We start from the raw sequence: 23,587 nt of genomic DNA, 5'->3' as shown, positions 1-23,587 counted from the left end.
GCCAGAGAAAAGCCAAGAGTTGCTTTGACAACGATTGAGGACGTTGCCAGGGCGCGCCTGGCGCCAAAATCGCGAGAAAACATGATCGGTGCGGTGATGAACCATATCCGCTGCCAGGTACTGTCCGGCAGAACGTCCATCGAGTACACGGCGCAGTCCCTTGGCACCAGTGTCCGGAGCCTTCAGCGCGAGATGAATGCCTCGGGACGAAATTTTCGTGACATGGTCAGTGAGGCGCGTGTGGAACGTGCAATCGAGTTGTTGCGGGACAATCAAAACACGGTAACCGCCATATCCTCAACGCCGGGGTATTCATCGTCCGCGCATTTCGCGCGTGCGTTCCGGAAAAACGTTGGCCTCTCTCCTCTGGAATTTCGCAACAGATTTCCGGCTTAATCCGTGCGTGTGCATGGGCACGTTTGGCGTGTTCCGGGCCCAATTGCGCCACTCCTAACTCAGTTTGCAACTGCTTTGAACCGGTCCGGGAAGCCCACCAGGTGAGTTGTACCTGACTTCATAAATTTCCGCGGCCGCGGAGATGCCATTCGATTGCAGTGCCTGATGGATCTCCCGATATAATTCCTCCCTTCCGGCAAACATTGCCGGATAATTCTCAAAGTGAACCCAGACCATATAGGTGTAAGGAGGGCGGGTCCCATCGACCAGACGTGCTACCGGTCCAGGTTCTGACAATACACTGATGCAGCGTTTTGCGGCCCGCAGCAGGCATTCATTGACCTCGTTTGGATCCACTTTCTCGCTTATCTGAATGTGATACCAGGGAGCGTACACGTGGCTTGGTCCGTGCAGATTGGTGAAACTCAGGCGCGCAAGCTGACTGTTTGGAACCACGAAGGTTGTGTTGTCCCATTTTTTCAGGTGTGTGGCCCGCCAGTTTATGTCCGTGACCTGCCCTTCCTCCCCATCCGTAAAGCGAAGCCAGTCTCCGATATTGAAAGGTCGTTCAACACTCAGTGCCACACCGGAGAAGAAGTCTCCCAGTGTTTGTTGCGTTACAATTGCAACAAGTGCGGCCGCGGCCCCGGTGGAAACATAGATTTTCGTCGGTGAGTAATCGTTTACTATCAGAAAAACTATGAGACCAACGAAGAGGAATAATCCATGGAGGACACTCCTTGCCATCTGTGACAGCTTGCCGCGAAGTTTCGACTGATCCTGTGCCACCAGCCAAATTTCGGCGATCCGCGCACATCCTGAGGCAACGGAAAGAAAAATGAGCAATTGAGTGATCTGGCGCGCCGGGCCTACCGCTCCGAAAAGATCGAACGAACTGAACAGATGGATTACAAGGACGCCGAACCCGTATGCCGCGGTCGGAAACAGTATCAGATCGACAACCGCTCCACCCCACGGGTATCTCGAAAGAACACCACGTGCCCTGCGGAGCCGTTTCATAATGCTCCACGTGATGAACGGAACGAGTAGTGCTGCGGCAAGTAATACTCCGTCACGTGGTGCGCCAAGGTCTACCAGCGTTTGTCCCAATTTATTCCGCTCCGTACAGCCGGTCCCAATGTATTGGAGAATAGCTGCGGCTGGCGGCTCTGCAATGGCTGGTATGGGTTCCGCGTATGCGATCCCTGTTGATATTTTTAAGCCCCTGGTCCACACGAGGCCAGCGGGGATCACGAATGAAGCTCCGGTGAAGGCTGGTTGATCTGGAACGGCAAAGTATTCGGGACGGAGGCGACTGCCGCGATTTCGACAGTGTTAACCACTCGAGCAACGAACGGCGGCACAGCACAAGTCAGTCGAAGAAGTCGCTGTCTCCGTCCGTAAGATATTTGCGGGCTTCCTTCGGAATGAGGTTGACGCCGAGACCTGGGCGGTCGGAAACCTCGATCAGGCCTCCGTTGACGGGCACGCCGTCGAAGCCTTCGGTTATGTCATACCAGAACGGATCGAAGCGGGCGGGGTACTCAAAGGCAATCAGGTTGTCGGGCAGGGTCGCGCAGACCTGCACGAGCGCCGCCAGGCCAAGGATACCGTTGGCCGTGCCGTGAGGTGCAACGGCTATGCCGTGCAGGTCCGCATGTTCGGCGACCCACTTGATTTCAGCCAGACCACCAACGTCGCAAGGATCGGGGCCAATCACGTTGACGGCGTGGCTTTCGATCAGGTGTTTGTAGTTCTGACGGAGATAGATCTGTTCGCCGCAGTGGATCGGTGTTGTCGTCGCGTGGGTCACATCGCGGTAGACGTCGTGATTCACGTAAGGCGAGTAGTCGCCGGTGACCGTGTCCTCGATCCAGAGAAGATTGAGATGTTCCACCGCCCGGGCAAATTTCAGTGCGTCGAGAGGCATGTAGCCTGGTCCCGCGTCGACGGCGAGGCCGATGCTGCTGCCCAGTGTTTCCTTGGCGGCCGTAACGCAGTCCACGAGGAACTTCATGCCGTCTTCGGTGATGACCCCCTTGTGTGGATAGGGAAACGGCGCGTTTTCCTGAACGTCGCCATAGAAGAAATTCGGAACGTCCCGCACCATTGAGGAATGGAAAGAGGTCGGCAGTTTGAACATTGTGAAACCTTCAGGCAGGGCCCGGCCGTATTCCGCCCATTTCACATAGTCCTCCGGCGAATGACCGACGCCGAGTTCGCGCTGATAGAGCGTGCGGTAGGTACGGACCTTGTCGCGTACCTTTCCGCCCAGGAGCCGATAGGCCGGAACGCCGGCGGCCTTGCCTGCAATGTCCCACAGTGCGTGCTCGATGGCACTAACCGCCGAGCCAAAAGGTTTGAATCCGCCGCGGACCCGGATGCGCCGCATGACGCGTTCCACATCGCGGGGATCCTGTCCGACGATCCAGTCGCGCAGGTCCAGCACCTGTGGTTTAACGTAGGGCTTGGGTGTCTCGATCTGGCTCCAGCCCGTTATGCCCTCATCCGTGGTGATCCGGATGACCGGGCTGTCCGCGATGACCGCGCATTTGAGATCGGTGATTTTCACCGTGTCTTCTCCTTTTTTGTTGGCATGTTGTGGCGGCTGGTTTCGGCCATCCGTTGCAGGGTAGGGGGTTACTTCCCCTGTTCCGCCTTCCACTCGAGATATTCGTCCCAGGCCTCAGTCCCCTCCTTCATCGGATAGTACCGGCGCAGGTCGCCGCCCTCGCTCAGGCGCAGGCGGGAGAATTCCTCCCACTCGACGTGTCCCCTGGCCCGGCCAAGAAGTTTGTCGACCATGCCAACGGGAACCACGACCGCACCGTCGTCATCGGCGATGATGATGTCACCCGGCGCCACGTAACAGTTACCGCAGGCAATGGGCACGTTGACGGCGTAGGGAAAGATGCTGCGCTGGGTGTGGTAGTTCGGTGTCACGCCCCTGATCCAGCACCCGATGTCGACCTCCTGGATATTGGGCCAGTCGCGCAGGCAACCGTCAATAATGACACCCTCGCCGCCGCGGCCTTTCAGGTAGGTCATCATCATCTCGCCAAAAACACCACTGTCCATTCTGCCGCGTGCGTCGACGACCACCACGTCGCCTGACTGCGCATGATACAGGGCGTGGCGGTGAAGTTGCGCCTCCGGGTCACCGTACTCGTCGTCCTGGTAGACGTCCTCCCGCAGGGGCATGAACTGCAGCGTCAGTGCGGGCCCAACGATGGAGCGGCCGGGGGTCCAGCTTTTTATTCCCTCGAGATGGGTGTTTCGGATGCCGAGCCGGTGCAGTTCCGCGCTGGCCGTTGCGGCGCCGATGCCCCGGAGAGAGGCGATAACGGACGGGTCCGGCCTTGAGATGTCCGGTGTATGGGTCATTCAAAGAAGTCCTTATCCTCTTCGCGCAGGTATTCCTGCGTTTTATCCACGTTGAGTTCCACGCCCATACCCGGGCGGTCCCACACCTCAATCAGTCCATCGCTGACAAGAGGATCCGGAAGACCGTCCACAATGTCGAACCACCATTCGGGGCGGCCGGTCGGGAGTTCAAAGCCGATATAGTTCAACGGCATGGTGGCACAGACCTGGACGAGGGCGGCCAGGCCGAGAAGCCCATTGCCGGTGCCGTGCGGTGCCATCATGATCCCGTGCAGGTCTGCGTATTCCGCGATCCATTTGATTTCAGCGAGGCCGCCGACATCGCAGGGGTCGGGCCCGATGACGTTGACGGCGTGGCCCTCGATCAGTGACTTGAAATTCTGCCGCAGATAGATCTGTTCGCCGGTGTGTATCGGTGTGGTGGTTGCCTGGGTCACGTCGCGGTAGACGTCCGCGTTGACCCATGGCGTGTAGTCACCGGTGATCATGTCCTCCAGCCACATCAGGTTGAAGGGTTCCACGGCTTTCGCGAATTTCAGGGCGTCAATGGGCGTGAAGCCTGGACCGCAATCCAGCGCGAGACCGGTTTCATCGCCCAGCACCTCCTTCATTGCGGCGACACATTCCAGCAGGTGTGCCATGCCCCGCTCGGTCATCAGGCCGCTTTCGTTGAAACCGTGGAAGGGGTTGGGTTTCTGGACCTCGCCGTAGTGGAAATTCTCGACCTGGTTCTTCATGGGGCTGTGAAATGCCACGCCCATCTTGATAAAGGAAAACCCGTGGGGAAGCTCCATCATTTTCCGGACCGCATCGGCGTAGTCCTCGGGCCGGGTCCCGGCCATTTCAGTACGGATCGCGCCATTGTAGACGCGGACGTGATCGCGGACCTTGCCGCCAAGGAGTTTGTAGACGGGGACACCGGCGGCTTTCCCGGCAATGTCCCACAGCGCGTGCTCGATCATGCTGATGGCTGCGCCCCAGGGCTTGAATGCGCCTCGGCGGCGGATTCGCATCATGACCCGTTCGACATCCGTGGGATCCTCGCCAATGATGGCGTCGCGGAAATGCAGCACGAACGGTTTGAGGAATGGTTTGAAATACTCTCCCTCGCCGTATCCTGATATTCCCTCGTCGGTAATGATGCGAACTACCGGGTTGTCCCCGATCACGGCGCATTTGACGTCAGTAATTTTCATTTTTTCCAATCCCGCTTATTTGGGGTCCCCGCGAAGTAGCGGTGGGTGCCGAGAGTTTTCACTGTAATTGGGGGCAGGGCTCCGGCAGGGCCCGTGCGCCGGTGAGGGGCCGATCGGTGTCAGCCGGGTGGAATTCGCTGTTCGGTTTCGGCGTCGAAGACGTGCAGCCGCTCCTGGTCGAATCCGATCCAGACCTGTTGATCCGCATTTAGCCGATGCTGTGGATCGGTGCTGATCACGAAGGTTTTGCCGCCGATATTGGCGTGCGCATAGGTCAGGTCCCCCGTAGGTTCCACGGTGTAGATCCGCGCCGGGATGGATCCCGGCTTTTCGCCGTCATGGAGGCTAAGGCTGCTGTGTCGTGCGCCGAGTATGATTTTATCGGTTGAGGAAGCGCGGGCGCAGGCGGCGTTGCGCGGGGCGAGTTCCAGCTCCCATCCGTCGCCGGTGGCGACAACCCTGCCGTCTCGCTCGGTTGCCAGGGCGGGAAGAAGGTTCATGGCTGGGCTGCCGACAAAGCCTGCGACAAAGAGGTTGGCGGGTTCCTCGAAGACCCGTTCGGGTGAATCGTACTGTTGCAGGCTGCCGCCACTCATTACGGCCATTTTGTCGGCCATCGTCATTGCCTCAAGCTGGTCGTGGGTGACGTATATGATGGTGGCGTTGAGGTCCTGGTGGAAACGTTTCAATTCCGCGCGCATCTGCACGCGCAGCTTTGCATCCAAGTTCGAGAGTGGTTCGTCCATCAGGAAGACCTGCGGATCGCGGACGAGCGCGCGGCCGAGTGCAACCCGTTGTTGCTGGCCGCCGGAAAGTTCGCGTGGCCGCCTGTCGAGAAGATGGGTGATATCCAGCAGTTTCGCGGCCTCGGAGACCTTCTTTTCGATCTCCGGTTTGGGGACCTTCCGCATTTTGAGCGGAAAGCCAAGATTTTGCTTCACGGTCTTGTTGGGGTAGAGCGCGTAGTTCTGAAAGACCATCGCGATGTCGCGGTCCTTGGGGTCGAGATCATTGATGCGCCGGCCACCAACGTTGATTTCACCGCTGGTGATATCCAGCAGGCCCGCAATCAGGTTAAGGGTTGTCGTCTTGCCACAGCCTGATGGGCCTACAAGTGCGACAAACTCGCCGTCGCCCACTTCAAAGGACACATCCTTCACCGCCTTAAATGCGCCGTAGTTTTTGACTACGTTGCGAAAATCAACCTGCGCCATTCAGGCCCCCGTTCAAATCTTGTATTGATGGTGTCTTCATGCCTTGACCGCTCCCTCGGTCAGTGCCCGGACGAAGTATTTCTGCAGCACCAGGAACATCACGACGACCGGAACACTCATGATAAACGACGCGGCCATGAGGCCGGGCCAGTTGGTGGCGTATTCGGTGAAAAAGCGTTGCAGCCCGACCGGGAGCGTCAGCTTTTCATCGCTGTTGAGAAAGGTCAGCGCGTAGACATATTCGTTCCATGCCGTGATGAAGGAGTAGATTGCCGTTGCGATGATGCCTGGCGCGGACAGGGGCATGACAATCATCCAAAACGCTTGGAAGCGTGTGCAGCCGTCGATACGCGCCGCCTGTTCCAACTCAACGGGTATATTGTCGTAGAACCCCTTGAGCAGCCAGATGGACAGTGGAAGGCCGAAGGTCAGGTATGTGATCACCAGGGAGGCATGTGTGTTCACGAGACCCATCCACCGCATCATGATGAAGAGCGGCATCAGGAAAACGACGGCAGGGAACATGTTGCGAAACAGCACCGAGAAGAAGAGCGCGTTTCGTCCAGGAAACCGGAAGCGTGCGAAGGCATAGGCCGCAGGGACAGCGACCGCCACGCCAAAGATCGTTGTCAGGGTGGAGACGTAAATTGAGTTCCACATGTAGCGCAGGAACTGGATCCCGATGTCGCTCGATGGCGAAAGCAGCCGGTAGTACTGCTCAAGCGTCGGGTTTGAGGGTATGAATTCCGGAGGATACTGGATTGCCGCAAACTGGCTTTTCACCGATGTGATGAGCATCCAAAGCATTGGAAGCACTGAGAAAAGCAGGAGCAGAAAGAGAAAAATCCATCCGGTGAGACTCCATCCACCGATACGTCTGTCGCTCATCAGGAGTACCTCCTGTCGTCGCCTGACGTAAGCGCCCGGACGTAGAAGTATCCAAGCACCACCATCACGGAGAAAAGGATTACGGAATATGCCGATGCTATGCCGAAGCGGATGCGGCCAAAGGCAATCTGGTAGATCTGGGTGATCCAGATGTCACTGGCTCCGGCCGGGCCGCCTCCAGTCATGATCCACGGAATGGTAAAATGGTTCAGGTTTGCCACGAACAGCAACAGCACCGTGATGATCAGAACGCCTTTGAGATGCGGAAGTGTAACATGGATAAACTGGTTCAGGGGGCTGGCCCCATCCACACGTGCGGCCCGCAGAAGCTGCTGCGGTACGGTCTGCAGGCCTGCAAGTATCATGATCATGGCGAAGGGGAATTCTTTCCAGACATTGACCACGATCAGGGATGGAAGGACGCGGTCGACATTATCCAGGAGGTTGAGTTTTTCATCCATGATCCCCATCCGGATCAGGGCGGACCCCAAAACGCCAAGATCGCTGTGGTAAATCCAGCGCCAGACATAGGACGCCGCCACCGCGCTGATGACGTATGGGATCAGGAGCAGTCCGCGCAGCAGTCCGCGCCCGATAAATTCACGGTTCAGAACAAGTGCCGCGCCAAATCCGAGCACCACCGCGAAAAAGGTCGACCAGATTGTCCAGACCATGGTGTTTACGGTGACGTCCCAGAAACTGCTGGCATTCAGTAGCCGGATGTAATTGTCGATGCCATTGAAGATCTTCTCCGACATCGCAAGGCTGGGCGCTGTTTTGTAGAAGGAAAGGACGAAGGTGTAGTAGATCGGGTAAGCGATCACGAGCAGCATGACGATCAGTGCCGGCGCGATGTACATATAATCCCAGCGACCGTCCCAGATCCGGCCAAACAGTCCGCGATCAGCGACATGGTCATGCGGCGGGGACAGGTTATCCGGACCGTCCGGAACGGTATTGGTCAAGGTATTCTCTCCGGTGGGGGGATGGATGGCCCGGCGGGACGAGTGTCCGGCCGGGCTGAATGGTAAGGGCGTGCGCCCGGCGGTATCAGAACCCGTCAAGCAGGCTTTGGATGCGCTGCTCGGCGTCGGCCGTCGCCTCCTCAACCGACATCTTCTCCGTCATGACGTTCTGAAGCATTTCCGGAATGATGATGTTCATGATTTCCGTGCTCTCGGCGACCACAGGGAACGGAATTCCGCTCGGCAGCATCGAGGTCGAGACATCAAGGAACTTGATCGAGTCCAGGCGCTCCTTCATGGCGGTGGTCTTAAAGCCGCGGATATTGCCCGGGTTCGAGCCGGTCCAGTGTAGTTTTGTGGACCATTCCGGACCGGTCATGAAGCAGATCAGCGCCAGAGCGGCATCCCTGTCCATTTCACCCTCAACAACATCCGGATTCATCAGATGGACGTTGCCGCCGCCAAATACCACGGCCCGGCGCTCCGCACCGCGCGGGATTTTCCCGTAGCGCATGTTCTCCACCACCTTCATGGCGGCCTCCTTGTCGCTGCCGGTGGCATTATTGGCGCGGTCGAGCATGGTGCCGTATTCGCTGGGATGTGCGATCACCATTGCAAGCTCGTTGGCGATGAACGGGTCCTGGTTTTCCGTCTGTGTGTTGGTCAGGGCCGAAACCGGCACGGATTTGTCCCGAACATACATGTCGTAGTAGTTCTGCACGGCTTTTCGGGCGCCGGGGGTGTTGATCTCAATCTCCTGCAGGGTTGGTTCCGCCTGGGCCTCGTCAAGCGCGCCCCCGCCTTCGCCCCACATCATGGGCATGAAGCGGAACGGCGTGTTACCCGCGTTTACCCTGGCAACCAGGCCGTAGCCGTTCTTGCCGGTCTCTTCCTTGATGATCCTTGAGTACTCGACAACATCGTCCCAGGTCTCGGGAGCCGTGTCCGGATCGAGGCCCGCTTCCTCAAAGATGCCGGCGTTCCAGATAAATGCCATGGTCTCGTTGTTGGTCGGGATGCCCCAGGTCTTGCCGTTGAGTGTCACGGACTTCATTGCACCCGGCCAGAATTCATCGACGGAGTAGCCCACATCCTCGGGTCCAAGTTCGCTCAGTTGTCCCTTGGAAGCAAATTCCGAGCCCCAGAGGATGGGAAGCCGGGCGACCATGGGTGCCGCATTTCCCAGGGCCGCGGTGCGCAGTTTGTTCAGCAGATCATTGTAGCCAATGTTCTGCGCGTCCAGTTCGATGTTCGGATAGGTTGCAGCGAAGTCGTCGAAAAACGCCTGCTCCATGTCACGTTCAATCTGCGGATGCGCCTCGGTCGTGCCATAGAACCAGTAGGATACCTTTCCCTCGTAATCGAGCGGTGTGATTTTTGAGCATTCCTCCGCGGTGTTCACATCCTCGGTGCCCGCAATGCTCATGACGTGTTCAGGCGTCCAGGTTTCCGGATCAATACCGGTTTTCGTCTCCTGTGCCATGGCGGTGCCCGAGAGCACCATTGCCGACGTGGTCAGCAGTGTGCCGATCCCGCCAACAGTTTTATGCCGCGATGCAGCAATTAAAGAAAACATTGCATCCTCCACTTGTAATTTTTGTTCGTTTTTAGCACATCATTTGATTTGAGCGAGGCCCGTGTCAAGAAAATTGTTTGACCCGAACCCTAATAGGACTGGATCCAGTACGCTGGCGGCCGGGTCGGAAAAGGATGTAAAGAGGTGCTGAAACACCGTGGTTTTCCTTGAGTTTCCCGCTTTGCGGGATCGGAGGAGACCACGTATCGCAACCTGAACGCAGACAGGACGATGAAAAAAATGGAAGGTAATCCCGAAGAGGTCCTGAGCGGTGAGTCGCTCTATCAGCGGTTGCTGTCCGACATGACGGCAGGACGTTTCCGCAATGGTACGCGGCTCAGGGTTAAGGCCATTGCGACCGAATACGGGACCAGTGTGAACCCCGTGCGGGAGGTCCTGAGACGCATGGAAGGGGAGGGTCTCGTCCGTTTTGAGAAGAACAAGGGCGCCACGATCACAACGCTGGACCGCCAGGCGGTGATCAATGTGTTTGAGCTGATCCGCCTCGTCGAACCCTACCTCGTCACCGGTTTTGCACGAAGCTGCACCAGTGCGGATGTGGACGAACTTGAACGGATACAGAAGCGGATCCGAGAAACCCCCGCAATCGATAAGCCAAGTTTTGGTCCGCTGGACATGGCGTTTCACGAGACGATTGCGCTGAAGCACTATAACGACCGGGCGAGGCGGACCTGGTTGAACCAGCGGCAGTTGCTCAACACTCTGACGATGCGTCAAAGCCTGACAAAGGGCAGACACCAGGACATTTTGCGCGAGCACGAAATGCTGATCGAGGCATTCCGGGCCAATGATCATGTCCGGGCGATGGAGGTGATAACCGAACATATCGATGGGGCGGGCAGAGCGCTGGAAGCCCACTTGGGGTTTCGGTGAGGTCGCGCATGGTTGACCCGAAAGTCCCAAACCCGGTGTGGTTGCCCCGGTCGGGGTTTGTCGCGTTGTCTGGCGTATTCGTTGATGCGGTTTTATTTCTGGCGGCGCTTTTTGTGAACCCGTCCCCGGCGGGGTCAGGGGAAATCCGCAGTGCCGATTTCTCCCACCCCCTTACCTATGACGTCATTGGTGTCGACGGCAGGTTGACAGTCACCCGGGCCGACGCGGAGGGGTTTGTTTTCCTCGGGAAAGGTGAATGCGTGGAAGTTCAGGGGCCGGTTGTCGTTGACAGGTCGCGGTTGCAGCGTTTGGGGAAGCTGGAGGAGGGCGCGTTTCAGGTCTGCGGCGAGGGGCCGCTTCGTATTGGCCGTCCTGAAGCTGCGCCTTTAGCCGAGTAGGGTTTCAGGGAAATCCGGCCGCCTGCCCGGTGGAGAGAACCGAGGACATCCGTCATGCGAATTCTGCGATCGGTATTGAAAATTCTGATCAACAAAAACTCAAACAATCATCGTAAATGAAATAATTGTCAGGTTTTAAAGAAACTACCGCACATTATTTATTTATAGATATCGGCAAATATAGCTCCCGAATTCAGATTAATTGACGTTGTTTCACGCGGGGGGCTGAAATTGCGAAACGGAACTGTTGCAGGCAGGGTCGAAGAGACCTTCGTCTATCTGGAAGCGAATTTTGACCAGTACAATTTGAATGGTGCGGAAGCCGGATTAACAGTGGCCGGTGCATGGCAGGATTATTCAGGATCCGGTGTCACGGTAGCGGTAATTGATGACGGGTTCGAGGCAGGTCATGCGGAACTGGCTCACGCCTATGATTCCGGCGCGGACAGGGATTTTCTGGATGACGACAATGACGCGTCCGCGAGTGCCAGTAACACACATGGAACGGCGGTTGCGTCCCTGATCTTTGGTGCACGGGATAACAACGGAATGGATGGTGTTGCCGAAAACGCAAACCTCATCGGTCTCCGCATCGGATTTGGAAGTGAGTTCAGCAGCGCGGCGACCAGCGCGGCTCTCACATATGGATGGCAAAACGCGGACGTAATAAACAATTCCTGGGGAGCCTCTACGCACTTTTCGGACAATCCGCTGCATGCGAGTTTTATTAGCGCGCGAAGTGCGGTGTTCGAGGCCGCGGTGGCAAATGGTCGCGACGGACTTGGCACGGTGATCGTCAACTCGGCAGGCAACTATAAGGAGGATGACGACAACACCAACTATCACGGCCAGAAGAATGCCGTTGAGGTCGTTGTGGTTGGCTCCGTCGATTCCCTTGGCGACGCATCCGACTACTCTTCTCCGGGGGCGTCCGTTCTGGTCTCTGCCGGTGCAACCTTGGCGACTGTCGCCGATTTGTCCGGCGCTGCGGGTGCCTTTGGTGGCGACTACAAGATGGGATCTGGCACATCCTATGCGGCACCGCAGATTGCGGGCGTTGTGGCCCTGATGCTGGAGGCCAATCCCGAGCTCGGCTATCGCGACGTTCAGGAGATCCTCGCTCTCGCCGCGCGCAAAACGGGAACCAGGAATAATTTCGAGGATAACGCGGCCGGTACCTATAACGGTGGGGGCATGCATTTCTCCGATGAGGTCGGATTTGGCGTCGTGAACGCAACCGCTGCCGTGCGCCTTGCGGAAACCTGGGAAAAGACCCAGACGGCCGACAACCTGATCACGACGAATATCGAAAATAACACCTCTCATGTCCTGTCATCAACCGGCAGATACACCACGACCGTCACCACAGCGAAAACGGTCGATCACGTCGAGAAAGTTGAGGTCTATCTCAATATTTCTCATGGAAAAACAAACGAATTGACTGTGAAACTGACGTCGCCGTCCGGCACGGAGGCGGTTCTTATCGCGCGGCCGGATAATGGCACGAACGGGGCCGGTGGCCTGGTTTTCGAGACTACTGCCAACACTTTTTGGGGTGAGTCCGACGCCGGTGAGTGGTCCCTGGAAATCCGGGACCATGCGGGGACGACTTCGGGAACCCTGCATGACTGGTCCCTGACAATCCTTGGCGATGCCGACACTGCCGACACCCTGCATGTCTATACCGACGAATTCGTTTCCGGCTGGAAAGCCGCCCGTCAGGAACTGGAGGACACGGACGGTGGAACCGATACCGTCAACATGTCGGCGGTCACGGAAGACATCGACTTCGACATGAATTCGGGAGCTTCAGGCGCGATTGGCGCCAAAACACTTAAGGTTGCATCCGGGACCCAGGTGGAGCGGGTTTATCTCGGCTCGGGCGACGATGAGGTTCAGGGCAACCAAGTCGACAACATGATCGACGGCGGTCGCGGTCAGGACACGATTGACGGTGGTGCCGGTGACGACATGATAATTGGCGGACGCGGTTCCGATACCCTCTCGGGTGGTGATGGTGCTGACGTTTTCGCAGTGCGTGACCTGCGCGAGGCCGGAGATACGGTTTCCGATTTCTCCTTCAGCGACGGGGACAGTATAAGCGTTGATGTTCTGTGCGAGGCTCTTGGTATCGAGCCGCTCGGTGGCCATATCACACTTGAGGACAGGCCTGGGGGATCGGCAGTGGTTTACACACCGGACACCGGACCGGCCGTGGAGCTTGCGTTTCTCTCCGGCATTTCCCATGCCGTCGGTATCGAGGCGGTGCTTGGACTGGGCGATCCGCTTGTTCCGGTTGACCCCGTCGATCCCGATCCTGATCCCGCCGATCCCGACCCCGTCGATCCGACGCCGGACCCGGACCTGCCTTTCGATCCGTGGGATTTCACGGGGAATACGGTTTACAAATATGGGGACCCGGATTTTGCGACACGGCTCCGGCATGGCATCGATGACGACAGCGGCAACGCGGCTCTGGACCTGTCCGATATGACGAAGGGTGTGCGGATCACCCTCGGATCCGGCAAGATTATCAGGATCATCAAGGCCCAACTCGATATTTCCCAGGGCTCGGTCTTTGACAAGGTCGCTCTCGGCTCAGGCAATGACAGCTTCAAGGCGGACGAAGCCTCAAACATCATTCTGGCCGGTGACGGAAACGACCGAGTCGATGGACTGGAGGGCGATGACTATGTCGAAGGCGGTGCGGGCAAGGACAGAATTGGCGGCGACGAAGGCAATGACACGCTTTTTGGCGGCAGCGGCAATGACCGGCTGGCTGGAGATGATGGAGAGGACTGGCTTAGCGGCGGTGATGGCGACGACCGCATGGACGGTGGTGACGGAAACGACACCTTGCTGGGCGGCGTGGGCGATGACGCCATCAGTTCCGATGACGGTGAGGATCTGATTGAGGGCGGCGCCGGAGACGACAAGGTCGATGGCGATAATGGCAATGACACCGTCTCCGGCGGGATGGGAGACGATTCCGTTTACGGTGGCAAGGGTGATGACGTTCTCTACGGCAATGATGGCGATGACCTGGTTGCCGGAGAGGACGGGGACGACACCATAACTGGCGGTGCCGGTGCCGACACGCTCGAAGGTGGAAAGGGCGACGACATCATTTACGTTGGTGACGGCGCGGATGAAGTGGAGGGCGGCAAGGGCGCGGACCGGTTTGTCTTTGTGGACGCCAATTCCGGCATGGGCATCCTTGATTACGACGCTTCAGAAGGGGATGTTCTCGATGTGTCCGGCCTTCTAACCGGTGCGGCCGCGGGACTGGACCCGATATCGGCCGGGCTCTTTTACTGCACGGCGGCCATTGGGGGTGCGCAGGTGCTGCTCGACACGAACGGTGCTGATGAGGGCGGTGTCGTCGAACTGGGCTTCATCAAGGGTATCAATCCGGGGGATCCCGGTGCCCTTGGCGACGCTGACAACCACGGCGACACCTACCATGATTACACAAACGGCGTGATCAGCACTATGGGACGCGGGAGGTTCAGTCTGAGCGACCAATCCGGCAATGATGAGATTGATTTCTCGGACTGCCAGGACAATGTGACTTTTGACCTCGACCGGGGTGGCAAGATCGGCAGGACCTCGATCAAACTCGAGAAAGGGAGTTCAATCGAAACAATTCGATCCGGCTCCGGCGACGATCGGCTAACGGCCTCGGATCAAAACAGTTTTCTCGATGGCGGTGCCGGGGATGACGCGCTTCGTGGAGGCAGGGCAGATGACGTTCTGATCGGCGGCGGGGGCGACGATCAGCTGTCAGGCGGGTCCGGAGCGGATACGTTTGTCTTTGTCGGGCAGGACGTAGGAAACGGCTTCGATACGGTCAGGGATTTCAGGGAAAACCAAAATGACCGCATTGATGTCACCGGCATTATGGAAGCGTTTGGCCTGAACGGCGACCCGGTAGTGGAGGGCTATTTCCATTTCACGGAAGACAGGAAGGGCGGAGTTCTGATGTTTGACGAAAGTGCCGCTGGCGGCGGTGTCGAACTGGCTTTGTTTAGAGGCGTTTCCGGCGATGAAATCAGCGGTGACTGGTTTGTCTAATGCAACGGGCCTGCGGACTGCCACGGGTTCGGCGTGGCAGTCCGTCGGTTCAGTGTTCAGGGCTGATAGGGGAGCGATGAATGGTGCAGGACGATGCGCAGGTGTCCGTTGTCGTCCTTTCGGTAGCCAAAGCTTTTGTCGACCTTGGTCACGTTCCCGTCCCGGTCGGTCAGGCTGACCCATCCCATCCACATGGCGATATCACCCTCAATGAACTCCGCCGATGTCACGCTTTCCATGGCCCGCCATCCCCTGATCGCGAAACCCGCGTCAAGCGGGTACTCGTCGGAATGGCCACAAAAGTAGGCAAGGGCTCCGTCCATTGTTGGACGAAAGGTCTGATCTCCGCTCGCCAGAGTCGGTTTGAACAGAACGGGTCCAAGATTATAGGCGTAGTTCGTTTCGAGATGAGCCCTGGCGGCTTCACGCGCGGCTTCAATTCCACCTTCTTCGAAGGCCTTTGAGATGGCGATTTTCTGGTCGCCCCAGATTTTGAGGGCTGCAGCAATGTCGTCTGAGGATATCAAAGGCGTATTCTCCTTCGCAGGTTCGGTGCTGGAAAGCGTTCCATACCGATTGTGGTGTCTGTCCGGGAAAACCCTAACGGGTTCCGCGCCAAGCTGATACCCCGTAACTGACCGGACTGACACACACATTTTCACGAGACCATGGCGGGTTTCCGCCGAACGCGTTGAGTGTCGCTCACGTCGGTGCAGGCGCAGTTTCTTTGGGCATATGCCCTTTCGCATTTTCGCGGCGCATCAGCAGGACCTGAAGGCTTTCCTCAAGATCAGCTTTCGGAATGTCGCGTGCGATTACGACAACGCGGCTGGTGGTGTCGGTCCCGGCCCAGGATTTCAGCGGAACAGGTGCGTCGAAGATATGCTGCACGCCGTGAAAAACGAACGGGAAATCCATTTCCTCCACGTGGACGATACCCTTCATCCTCAGAATATCCGGGCCTCTCATGGCGATGAGCGTGTCGAGCCAGAAATCGAACACCCTTTCTGAAATGGGCGTTTTGACTTCAATGGACGCCGTGGTTATCCGGTGATCATGCCGGCTCTGTTCAGGTGCATTTATCACTGAAAGGGTACTGGGCGGTTTCTGCTTCGGTGCGAAACCGCTCAACCCGGCGAGCGGGTTGGCCTTGGGTGCCGAGGTGCCGAGCCACGTCAGTATGTCCTCCTGGCTGACGCTGTTTCGCATGGCCGAGAGCCCGAACAAACTACCCGGGGGTACGCGTCCATGAGTGGCGCGCAGGTGCCGGGCGGTGCTGTTGATCGCGTTCAGACGCACCTCAAAGGTCGCGATCTCACGTGAGCCGACAAGATCGGTTTTGGTCAAAATAATCAGGTCAGCCATGGCAATCTGCTGAAGCGCTTCGGATTGGGTGTCGAGCGTGCGGACACCGTTGACCGCATCAGCCAAAGTGACCACTCCGTCCAGGCGGTAGGTCGCGGCGATCAGCCGGTCGGCTACGAGGGTATGAAGGATTGGTCCAGGATCAGAGATCCCGCTTGCCTCGATCACCACACGATCGAACTCAATTTTGCCGGCGGCTTTTTTGGCAATCAAGGCGCCAAGAGTTTTTGCAAGATCACCCAAGATCGTACAGCACAGGCAGCCGGACTGCAGGAGAACGGTTTCTTCCGTTGCCTCCTCAATCAGGTCGTGATCCAGGCCGACATCGCCGAACTCGTTCATGATCACCGCAATACGGCCTGCATCCGGGTCGCGGATCAGGTGATTGAGTACGGTCGTTTTACCTGCGCCCAGGAACCCCGTGAGCAGGGTCACCGGAACCCTTCTGTCCTCGTCCGTCAATGCCATGACACTAACCTGCCCCGATAGAAAACAAATCGAGGGTATTGGTATGTTATAACATAAGGAGTGGCAACAGATTGCGTCCCGGCCCTATCGCAACGCCTTGCCGCTTTCGATGTCGAAGACATGCAACTGCGACGAATTCAAACATATATCGAGGGTATCGCCCAGCACCGGATGGTCGGCCCCACCGACCCGCGCCAGCAACCTGGCCTCACCTATTCCCAGGTTCAGGAGTGCGTCCGCGCCCAAAAGCTCATCGAGAAGAACCCGGGCCGGATAGGTCATTTCGCCCGCGCCGGCACCGCCCGGCACCACTTCGATATGTTCCGGGCGGACCCCGAGCCGCACCTGGTGTCGTTGGCCGGTATTTACCGGCAGTTGAGGCAGGGCCATGCTGCCGCAGGTGCTTCGCCAACCGCCCGTGTCGTCACGGGTCAGATCGAGGAAATTCATGGCCGGGCTGCCGATGAAGCCCGCTACAAATTCGTCTGCCGGATTGTCATAGACCTCACGCGGCGTGCCGACCTGTGCCACGACACCACCGTTCATAATGACGATCCGGTCGGCCAGGGTCATCGCCTCGACCTGATCATGAGTGACGTAGACTGAGGTGGCTTTAAGTCTTGCGTGCAGTTCCTGCAGTTCAAGACGCATCTTGACACGCAGCTTGGCGTCAAGGTTGGACAGTGGCTCATCAAACAGGAAAACTTTCGGCGTTCGGACTATGGCCCGGCCAATGGCGACCCGCTGACGCTGTCCACCGGACAGGGCGGCGGGTTTTCGTTCGAGATATTCTGTCAGGCCCAGCAATTCAGCCGTGCGCCCCACTCGGTCCTGGATTTCTGCCGCCGGAACCTTCTGCAGCTTCAGCGCCATTGCCATGTTGTCGAAGACGGATTTGTGCGGGTAGAGCGCATAGTTCTGGAACACCATCGCTACCCCGCGGTCCTTGGGGTCGACATCGTTCATTCGATCACCGCCAATCAGCAGGTTGCCGCGGGTGATGCTTTCAAGTCCGGCAATCATGCGCAGGGTTGTGGATTTACCGCAGCCCGAGGGGCCAAGCAGCACCAGAAACTCTCCTTCCCGGATGGTCAGGTCGAAATGCTGCACGGCCTCGACCGCGCCATAGGATTTTCCAATACGGTCCAGTTTCACTTCGGTCATTGTCAGGGTCTCACTTGCCTGCGCCCGCGGTCAGTCCGCCGACGATCTGCTTTTGGAAGATCGCGGTGATGATCAGAATCGGAACAATGGCGATCACGGTTGCGGTTGATATTGTTTCCCAGGGGAAGGCGTATTCGCCAGGGTAGAGCGAAATGCCCACCGGCGCCGTGCGCATGGCGTTTTGGGTCATCAGAACCAGCGCCAGGGGAAACTCGTTCCAGGAAAAAATGAATACGATCAGCCCGGTCGCGACGAAGCCTGGCCAGGACAGCGGAATTACAATGGACCAGAAGATTCGGAAGAAACCCATACCGTCCATCCGTGCGGCCTCCTCGATCTCCGGTGGCAGTGTCGCGAAATAGCTGGCCAGCATCCAGACCGTGAAGGGCAGAAACAGGCCTGTATGGGCGATGATCAATCCAGTATATGTGTTGAGCAGTCCAAGGCTGAGGAACGTCTGGAACAGCGAGGGCAGCAGCGACACCGGCGGGAACATCGAAACGGCAAGAATGAAAACCATCAGAACACCGGCGCGGCGCATTCCCAGCCGCGACAGGGCATACCCGGCCATTCCACCAAAGCTGAGCGCCACGATGGTGCACCCCAGCGCCACAATGAAGCTGTTGAGCACATATAGCAGAAGCTCGGGCGAGTTGGTGATGATGTTTGTGTAGTTTTTTAGGGTGAATGGCTTGGGGATGTATTGCGGCGGCCAGGCATAAATGCCTTCGGTGGTCTTGAGCGAGGTTAGAACCAGCCAGATGATCGGCAAAAAGGAGATGATCACCGACAGGATTATTAGAGCGTAGAGACCGAAACGTGGACGTTTTTTCATGGTGTCAGTCCCTGTTCCGCAGGGTAAGGATATAGAGTAGGCTCATGGCGAAGATCACGAGGAACTGGACCACGACAATGGCGGCACCGTAATTGAACTCGATGAAGTCAAAGATCACTTTGTAGGCATAAAGCGACAGGCTTTCCGTCGCCGTTACCGGCCCACCATCAGTCAGGTTGAAGGGCAGTTCAAAGGTCCGCAAAGCATCCATCGACCGCACAATCAGAGCCACCAGTATCGGACCTTTCAGCAGCGGCAGGGTAATTTCGCGAAATTCCTGCCAGCGGGTCATGCCGTCCATGCGTCCGGCCTCGTAGAGATCCCGGGGAATTGACTGAAGCCCGGCCAGGATGATCAGGGCCATGAAGCTGGAGGTCTTCCAGACCGCGACAACCACCATTGACAGCATCGCCAGGGTCTCGTCACCCAGCCAATTGATCGGCCGGTCGACAAGCCCCGCCTGGAGGGCAGCCGCATTAAAGAGGCCATAGTCCGTGTTGTACATCCAGCGCCACATCAGGGTGTTCAGCGCGGTGGGCAGCGCCCATGGAAACAGCACGGCGAGTCGCGCAATGCCCTTGAACCGGAAATGTTCGTTCAGCAGAACCGCGAGGCCGATGCCCATCGCCAGTTCCAGCGGAATCGAAATCGCGGTGAACACCAACGTCACCCAAAGCGAATTCCAGAACCTTTCAGTGCCAGCGAGGGTCGCGTAATGCTTCAGACCGACAAACTGCCAGGGTTCGGAGCCGTCGATGCTGGACCGGCCAAAGCTCAGCACGATGGATTGCAGGATCGGATAGACGAGGATCGCAATGATCACGAGCATCGTCGGGGTGATGAAGGCCATGCCCGTCAGGTGCCTGCGCCTGTCGAGCGGTGAGATCGTGGTTGTCATGGGTCCACCGTTGGGGTGTCAGGGCTGCCCGGCGACCATCGCCGCCGGGCACGGGTTCGTAGTGTCGGAGAGCTTATTCAGCCAGAAGCGCGTCGAGCTGTTCCTGTGCGTCGCTCAGTGCTTCTTCCACCGTTTTCTGCTTGTGCAGGGCATTGGTGATTTCGAGCTGCATGATTTCGGACACGCGGGGATAACTCGCGCCGGTTCCGGCCGAGGGGCGCACCACGCCGAATTCGTAGTTGGCACCGAACTTGGCGAGCACCTCATTGCTCCCCATCGCCTCGTTTTCGTAAACTGAGGGAATAGTCGGTGCGCGGTTGTCTTCAACGGCTGCGGTGAGCTGCTGTTCCTCGGCCGTAAAGAAATTGAGGAAATCCGCCGCTGCTTCCCTGTTTTCCGAATTTGGATTGATGCCGAGGAACCAGCCGCCCATGGTGGTGGAGTTTGCATCCTCATTACCTTCGAAATACGGCACGCGGGTGAAATCGAACTTGCCGGCAACGGGGCTGTTGTCCGCGCTCAGTGGTGCGTGCACGAAGTCCTGCACCATAAGGAAAGCCGCGCGTCCCTGCTGGAACAGCGTACGGGCATCGTCCGGGCGGGCATTCAGGATCGAATCCGGGGTCAACCGGTGTTCATGCAGCAGGTCGACCATGAACTGCGTCGCCTGTATGTTGGCGGGCGAGTTCACCGCGACATTGCCGTCAGCATCATAGAAGCCACCACCGTTGCCATTGGTAAAGGCAAGCCAGTTCATGAACAGACCTTCGATTTTCGCCCACATCGACACGAAACCGTAGAGCTGCGGGTTGCCTTCGCCCTCGATTATGGTTTGCGACGCGGACACAACCTCTTCCCAGGTCTGCGGTACGTCGAGCCCGTATTTCTCAAGCAGGTCGCTGCGATAGAAGAAGTGGATGCCGTCGGCGTAAAGCGGCAGGGCGTGTACCTCTCCGTCCACGCTCGAGGCCGCGAGTAGAGAGGGGTTGAATGCATCAATGGTGTCCTCGTCCAGCAGACCGTTGAGCGGCTCCAGCCAGCCGCGCTGCGCAAACTCCCCGGCCCAGATCACATCGACCGCATAGATGTCGGGTGTGGGGCTTTTGGCGGTCAGGCCCGTGACGTAGAGCTTGCGGGTTTCCCCGGGCACGTCGGAGACCTTATTCCACTCGATGCTGACATCCGGGTTTTTCGCGGTATAGCGTTCGATATTGCGTTCGACCGCCGGGCCGTAGCCGCGCGATCCGATGGATAGCACGAGGTCCTGGGCAAAGCCGGGCAGCGCCGTCAGCGCAGCAGCAGTGGCCAAAGCCGATATTCTGAATTTCATGGTGTCCTCCCTTTGGATTATGGCGCGTTCAGCCGGTCTTTGCGGAACCGGCAAACGCGCTTTCGATCATTGATTTCCGGGTCATCAGATGGCTGCGCACGTTGGCGACATGCTGCATTTCGTCACGTACCGGAATTGCCGCTTCGGCAACCGTCAGCAGGCAGACCATCCGGCCGTCGGGTCCGTGGATTGCCACGCAATAGCGGCGAATGCCCTTTGCGTTGCCCATCATGTCATACTGCATCTCTCCAGGATCGACGGCAGTAATCATTCCGCGCGCCTCGCCCCAGTCCAGTGACCTTCGGTCGACCCCGGTGGTGTAAAAAGCTCCGGTATCCCAGGATTTCTCAATCGCCTCCAGCGGACGATGCGCCAGCGCAAGCCGCGAGATGCTGTCGAGTTCATAGGCGCCGCGCATGAAGCCTGGAAAGGCGCGCAGACGGATGGCCTGGTCGGGATGCTGCTGCACGATGTGCCAGAGCATGTTGTGACCACTCAGCATGACGATTTCGGCCGCTGAGGTCAGTCTGTCGCTGAGCGCGGCGCAGGCATCGGCCAGCAGTTCAGGATCAAGCCCGGGGCAGTGCAGCCGCCGCTGGAAGCTGAAATTGGCCATGATCCTGCGCGTTGCGGTGCGGTGGACCAGACCCATTTCCTGCAACTCCGAGATGATTCGATAACCCGTGGAAGCGGGCAGACCCGAGCGCTCCACAACGTCCTGGGCGCTTAAACCGTCCGCTTCGGGGCCGGCCAGGGCCTCCAGGACCGCAATCACTCTGCTTGATGTTCCAGACATTCTTGAATCCCATATTTGGTTTTGTTATTACCATATTTGAGAAAACGGTCAACAGTTCGCCAAAAAAACATCAGGAATGGAGCCGCACATTGAGACCAAACATCCTTTTTATCATGTCAGACGATCATGCCTCCAAGGCGGTCTCAGCCTATGGCCACGGTATCAACCACACCCCGGGAATCGACCGAATCGCCGAGGAAGGCATGCGGCTCGACCACTGCTACGTGACCAATTCAATCTGCACGCCGTCCCGCGCCTCGATTTTGACCGGCACATATAATCACGTGAACGGCGTCACTACACTGGACACCCATATCGACAACCGTTGGCCAAACGTGGCTAAACACCTGCGGCAGTCAGGCTATCAGACCGCGATGGTGGGCAAGTGGCACCTGGGCGAAGGTAAACCGCATGAACCGACCGGGTTTGACTACTGGTCGGTGTTGCCGGGGCAGGGCGACTATTTCGATCCGGTCATGATTGAGATGGGAGAAGAACGCGAGGAGCCTGGTTACGTCACCGACATCATCACTGACAAAAGCCTGGACTGGCTGAAGCAGCGCGATACCGACCGGCCCTTCTTCCTGATGTGTCACCACAAGGCGCCGCACCGCAATTTCGAGCCGCACCCGCGTGACCGTGACATGTTCGAGGGCCAGGTCATTAAGGTGCCCGCTACGTACAACGACGACTACGCCAACCGCGCCCGTGCCGCCGAGGAAGCGCGCATGCGGGTACGGATGGACCTGAAATACGCAGATCTGGGTCTGATCCAGCCCGAGGGCGGTTCGGAAGTGGGCGAGCGCTGCACTCCCGGTGACGTGGACCGGCGGGTGCCGCATCCTTCCGATCCGCGCGATCTGGTTCTGATCGACCGGCACACCGGCGAGACTTTCACCTTCGAGACCGAGGAGGAGCTCGCGCTCTTCAAATACCAGCGCTACATGAAGCGATACCTTGCGACGATCCACGCGGTCGATGAAAACGTTAGCAGGATGCTGGACTGGCTGGACGAGGAAGGTTTGGCCGAGAACACCATCGTCATCTACACCTCCGATCAGGGCTTTTTTCTCGGTGAACACGGCTGGTTCGACAAGCGGTTCATGTATGAAGAGTCGTTGCAGATGCCATTTCTTATCCGCTATCCGGCGGCGATTGCGCCCGGGTCGGTCGCGTATGACTTCGCGACCAACGTCGATTTCGCACCGACCTTCCTCGATTACGCCGGGGTGGCGATTCCAAGCTACATGCAGGGGCGTTCAATGCGTCCGCTACTTGAGCGGAAAGTGCCTGAGGACTGGCCGACAAACGCCTATCACCGCTACTGGATGCACAAGGACGAACATCACAACGCCTGGGCGCATTACGGGCTGCGCAGTCATCGCTACAAATTGATCTACTGGTACAATTCGGATCTTGGCCAACCGGGTGCGCACGGCCCTGACGAGCCGCCCGAATGGGAGCTGTTTGACTGCGAAAAAGATCCACTGGAACTGGTCAACGTGGCGGGGGATCCGGCATATGCGGATGTGTTCAACGACATGCTGGCGCAGCTCGACGCCCGCATGGCCGAGATCGGGGACGTGGCTGAACACGACAGCGCCGGAGCACGCCGCGCGGCCTGAATTCCGCATGACGTATTGAGGGCGGACATGCCGGGGCTGGTGGCGATTTTCTCCACGTGGGCTGGTCCCGCGTACTGTCTTGACGGACTGAGCGGACGCCGACCATAAGCCGATGGCCGTC

Annotated in this window: 20 protein-coding genes; 5 read left to right on the top strand and 15 right to left on the bottom strand. The window is 58.0% G+C overall.

Translation table 11 applies throughout. The features are described 5' to 3' along the window. The first annotated feature begins 24 nt into the window (after nucleotides 1-24). A complete protein-coding gene (locus tag ACP15P_RS13340; protein ID WP_424928963.1) occupies nucleotides 25-396 on the top strand; it encodes a helix-turn-helix domain-containing protein in 372 nt (123 codons plus the stop codon). 54 nt (nucleotides 397-450) lie between these two features. Here the strand turns inward: ACP15P_RS13340 and ACP15P_RS13335 are convergent, their stop codons facing one another. The 8 genes from ACP15P_RS13335 to ACP15P_RS13300 form a co-directional block, all read right to left on the bottom strand. Continuing rightward, nucleotides 451-1,506 carry a mechanosensitive ion channel family protein gene (locus tag ACP15P_RS13335; protein ID WP_424928962.1) on the bottom strand — a complete coding sequence of 352 codons (1,056 nt, stop codon included), beginning with the start codon at nucleotides 1,504-1,506 and terminating at the stop codon, nucleotides 451-453. Between the two features lie 262 nt (nucleotides 1,507-1,768). After that, entirely contained in the window at nucleotides 1,769-2,968 is a 1,200-nt protein-coding gene (locus ACP15P_RS13330; RefSeq protein WP_424928961.1) for a mandelate racemase/muconate lactonizing enzyme family protein, read from the bottom strand. A 68-nt stretch (nucleotides 2,969-3,036) separates the two neighbouring features. Next, nucleotides 3,037-3,780: a ribonuclease activity regulator RraA gene (locus ACP15P_RS13325; RefSeq protein WP_424928960.1), complete on the bottom strand. Its 744-nt coding sequence runs from the start codon at nucleotides 3,778-3,780 to the stop codon at nucleotides 3,037-3,039. Beyond that, entirely contained in the window at nucleotides 3,777-4,976 is a 1,200-nt protein-coding gene (locus tag ACP15P_RS13320; protein ID WP_424928959.1) for a mandelate racemase/muconate lactonizing enzyme family protein, read from the bottom strand. The genes ACP15P_RS13325 and ACP15P_RS13320 overlap by 4 nt, the downstream gene beginning before the upstream one ends. 119 nt (nucleotides 4,977-5,095) lie before the next feature. After that, nucleotides 5,096-6,190 carry an ABC transporter ATP-binding protein gene (locus ACP15P_RS13315; protein ID WP_424928958.1) on the bottom strand — a complete coding sequence of 365 codons (1,095 nt, stop codon included), beginning with the start codon at nucleotides 6,188-6,190 and terminating at the stop codon, nucleotides 5,096-5,098. A 36-nt stretch (nucleotides 6,191-6,226) separates the two neighbouring features. Further along, a complete protein-coding gene (locus ACP15P_RS13310) occupies nucleotides 6,227-7,078 on the bottom strand; it encodes a carbohydrate ABC transporter permease (RefSeq protein WP_424928957.1) in 852 nt (283 codons plus the stop codon). Beyond that, on the bottom strand, nucleotides 7,078-8,043 hold the full coding sequence (locus tag ACP15P_RS13305; RefSeq protein WP_424928956.1) for a carbohydrate ABC transporter permease: 966 nt from the start codon (nucleotides 8,041-8,043) through the stop codon (nucleotides 7,078-7,080). Before ACP15P_RS13305 ends, ACP15P_RS13310 begins: the two co-directional genes overlap by 1 nt. A gap of 85 nt (nucleotides 8,044-8,128) precedes the next feature. Then, nucleotides 8,129-9,619 (bottom strand): extracellular solute-binding protein, encoded by a 1,491-nt coding sequence (locus ACP15P_RS13300; protein ID WP_424928955.1) that lies wholly within the window; start codon nucleotides 9,617-9,619, stop codon nucleotides 8,129-8,131. Between the two features lie 240 nt (nucleotides 9,620-9,859). Between ACP15P_RS13300 and ACP15P_RS13295 the strand changes: the two genes are divergently transcribed. The 3 genes from ACP15P_RS13295 to ACP15P_RS13285 all read left to right on the top strand — a co-directional run bounded on the left by ACP15P_RS13295 (nucleotide 9,860) and on the right by ACP15P_RS13285 (nucleotide 14,985). Next, nucleotides 9,860-10,513 (top strand): GntR family transcriptional regulator, encoded by a 654-nt coding sequence (locus ACP15P_RS13295; protein ID WP_424928954.1) that lies wholly within the window; start codon nucleotides 9,860-9,862, stop codon nucleotides 10,511-10,513. Nucleotides 10,514-10,521: 8 nt separating this feature from the next. Continuing rightward, the gene (locus ACP15P_RS13290) at nucleotides 10,522-10,911 is read left to right on the top strand and encodes a hypothetical protein (protein WP_424928953.1); all 390 of its coding nucleotides are present in this window, start codon (nucleotides 10,522-10,524) and stop codon (nucleotides 10,909-10,911) included. Nucleotides 10,912-11,142: 231 nt separating this feature from the next. After that, entirely contained in the window at nucleotides 11,143-14,985 is a 3,843-nt protein-coding gene (locus ACP15P_RS13285) for a S8 family serine peptidase (RefSeq protein ID WP_424928952.1), read from the top strand. Nucleotides 14,986-15,041: 56 nt separating this feature from the next. Here ACP15P_RS13285 and ACP15P_RS13280 read toward each other — a convergent pair whose 3' ends face one another. From ACP15P_RS13280 to ACP15P_RS13250, 7 genes are all read right to left on the bottom strand, one after another. Further along, a complete protein-coding gene (locus ACP15P_RS13280) occupies nucleotides 15,042-15,512 on the bottom strand; it encodes a phosphoribosyl-AMP cyclohydrolase (protein WP_424928951.1) in 471 nt (156 codons plus the stop codon). Between the two features lie 175 nt (nucleotides 15,513-15,687). Beyond that, the gene (locus ACP15P_RS13275; protein WP_424928950.1) at nucleotides 15,688-16,818 is read right to left on the bottom strand and encodes a CobW family GTP-binding protein; all 1,131 of its coding nucleotides are present in this window, start codon (nucleotides 16,816-16,818) and stop codon (nucleotides 15,688-15,690) included. Between the two features lie 84 nt (nucleotides 16,819-16,902). Next, nucleotides 16,903-17,982, bottom strand: a complete 1,080-nt coding sequence (locus ACP15P_RS13270) for an ABC transporter ATP-binding protein (RefSeq protein ID WP_424928949.1) — start codon at nucleotides 17,980-17,982, stop codon at nucleotides 16,903-16,905. Between the two features lie 10 nt (nucleotides 17,983-17,992). Next, nucleotides 17,993-18,817, bottom strand: coding sequence for a carbohydrate ABC transporter permease (locus ACP15P_RS13265; RefSeq protein ID WP_424928948.1), 825 nt, complete (start codon nucleotides 18,815-18,817; stop codon nucleotides 17,993-17,995). A 4-nt stretch (nucleotides 18,818-18,821) separates the two neighbouring features. Further along, on the bottom strand, nucleotides 18,822-19,715 hold the full coding sequence (locus tag ACP15P_RS13260; protein WP_424928947.1) for a carbohydrate ABC transporter permease: 894 nt from the start codon (nucleotides 19,713-19,715) through the stop codon (nucleotides 18,822-18,824). 73 nt (nucleotides 19,716-19,788) lie between these two features. Beyond that, the gene (locus ACP15P_RS13255) at nucleotides 19,789-21,045 is read right to left on the bottom strand and encodes an ABC transporter substrate-binding protein (protein ID WP_424928946.1); all 1,257 of its coding nucleotides are present in this window, start codon (nucleotides 21,043-21,045) and stop codon (nucleotides 19,789-19,791) included. Nucleotides 21,046-21,073: 28 nt separating this feature from the next. Next, nucleotides 21,074-21,841: a helix-turn-helix domain-containing protein gene (locus ACP15P_RS13250; RefSeq protein ID WP_424928945.1), complete on the bottom strand. Its 768-nt coding sequence runs from the start codon at nucleotides 21,839-21,841 to the stop codon at nucleotides 21,074-21,076. An 89-nt stretch (nucleotides 21,842-21,930) separates the two neighbouring features. On the opposite strand from ACP15P_RS13250, the gene ACP15P_RS13245 reads away from it, so the two are divergent. Then, complete coding sequence (locus ACP15P_RS13245; protein WP_424928944.1) at nucleotides 21,931-23,466, top strand: sulfatase family protein; 1,536 nt, start codon at nucleotides 21,931-21,933, stop codon at nucleotides 23,464-23,466. Nucleotides 23,467-23,587 lie beyond the last annotated feature (121 nt).

Source organism: Amaricoccus tamworthensis (genome assembly GCF_049800875.1).
Taxonomy (GTDB): Bacteria; Pseudomonadota; Alphaproteobacteria; order Rhodobacterales; family Rhodobacteraceae; genus Amaricoccus; species Amaricoccus tamworthensis.
The sequence above is the reverse complement of the archived record's forward strand: the minus strand, read 5'-3'. Positions and strand labels throughout refer to the sequence as shown.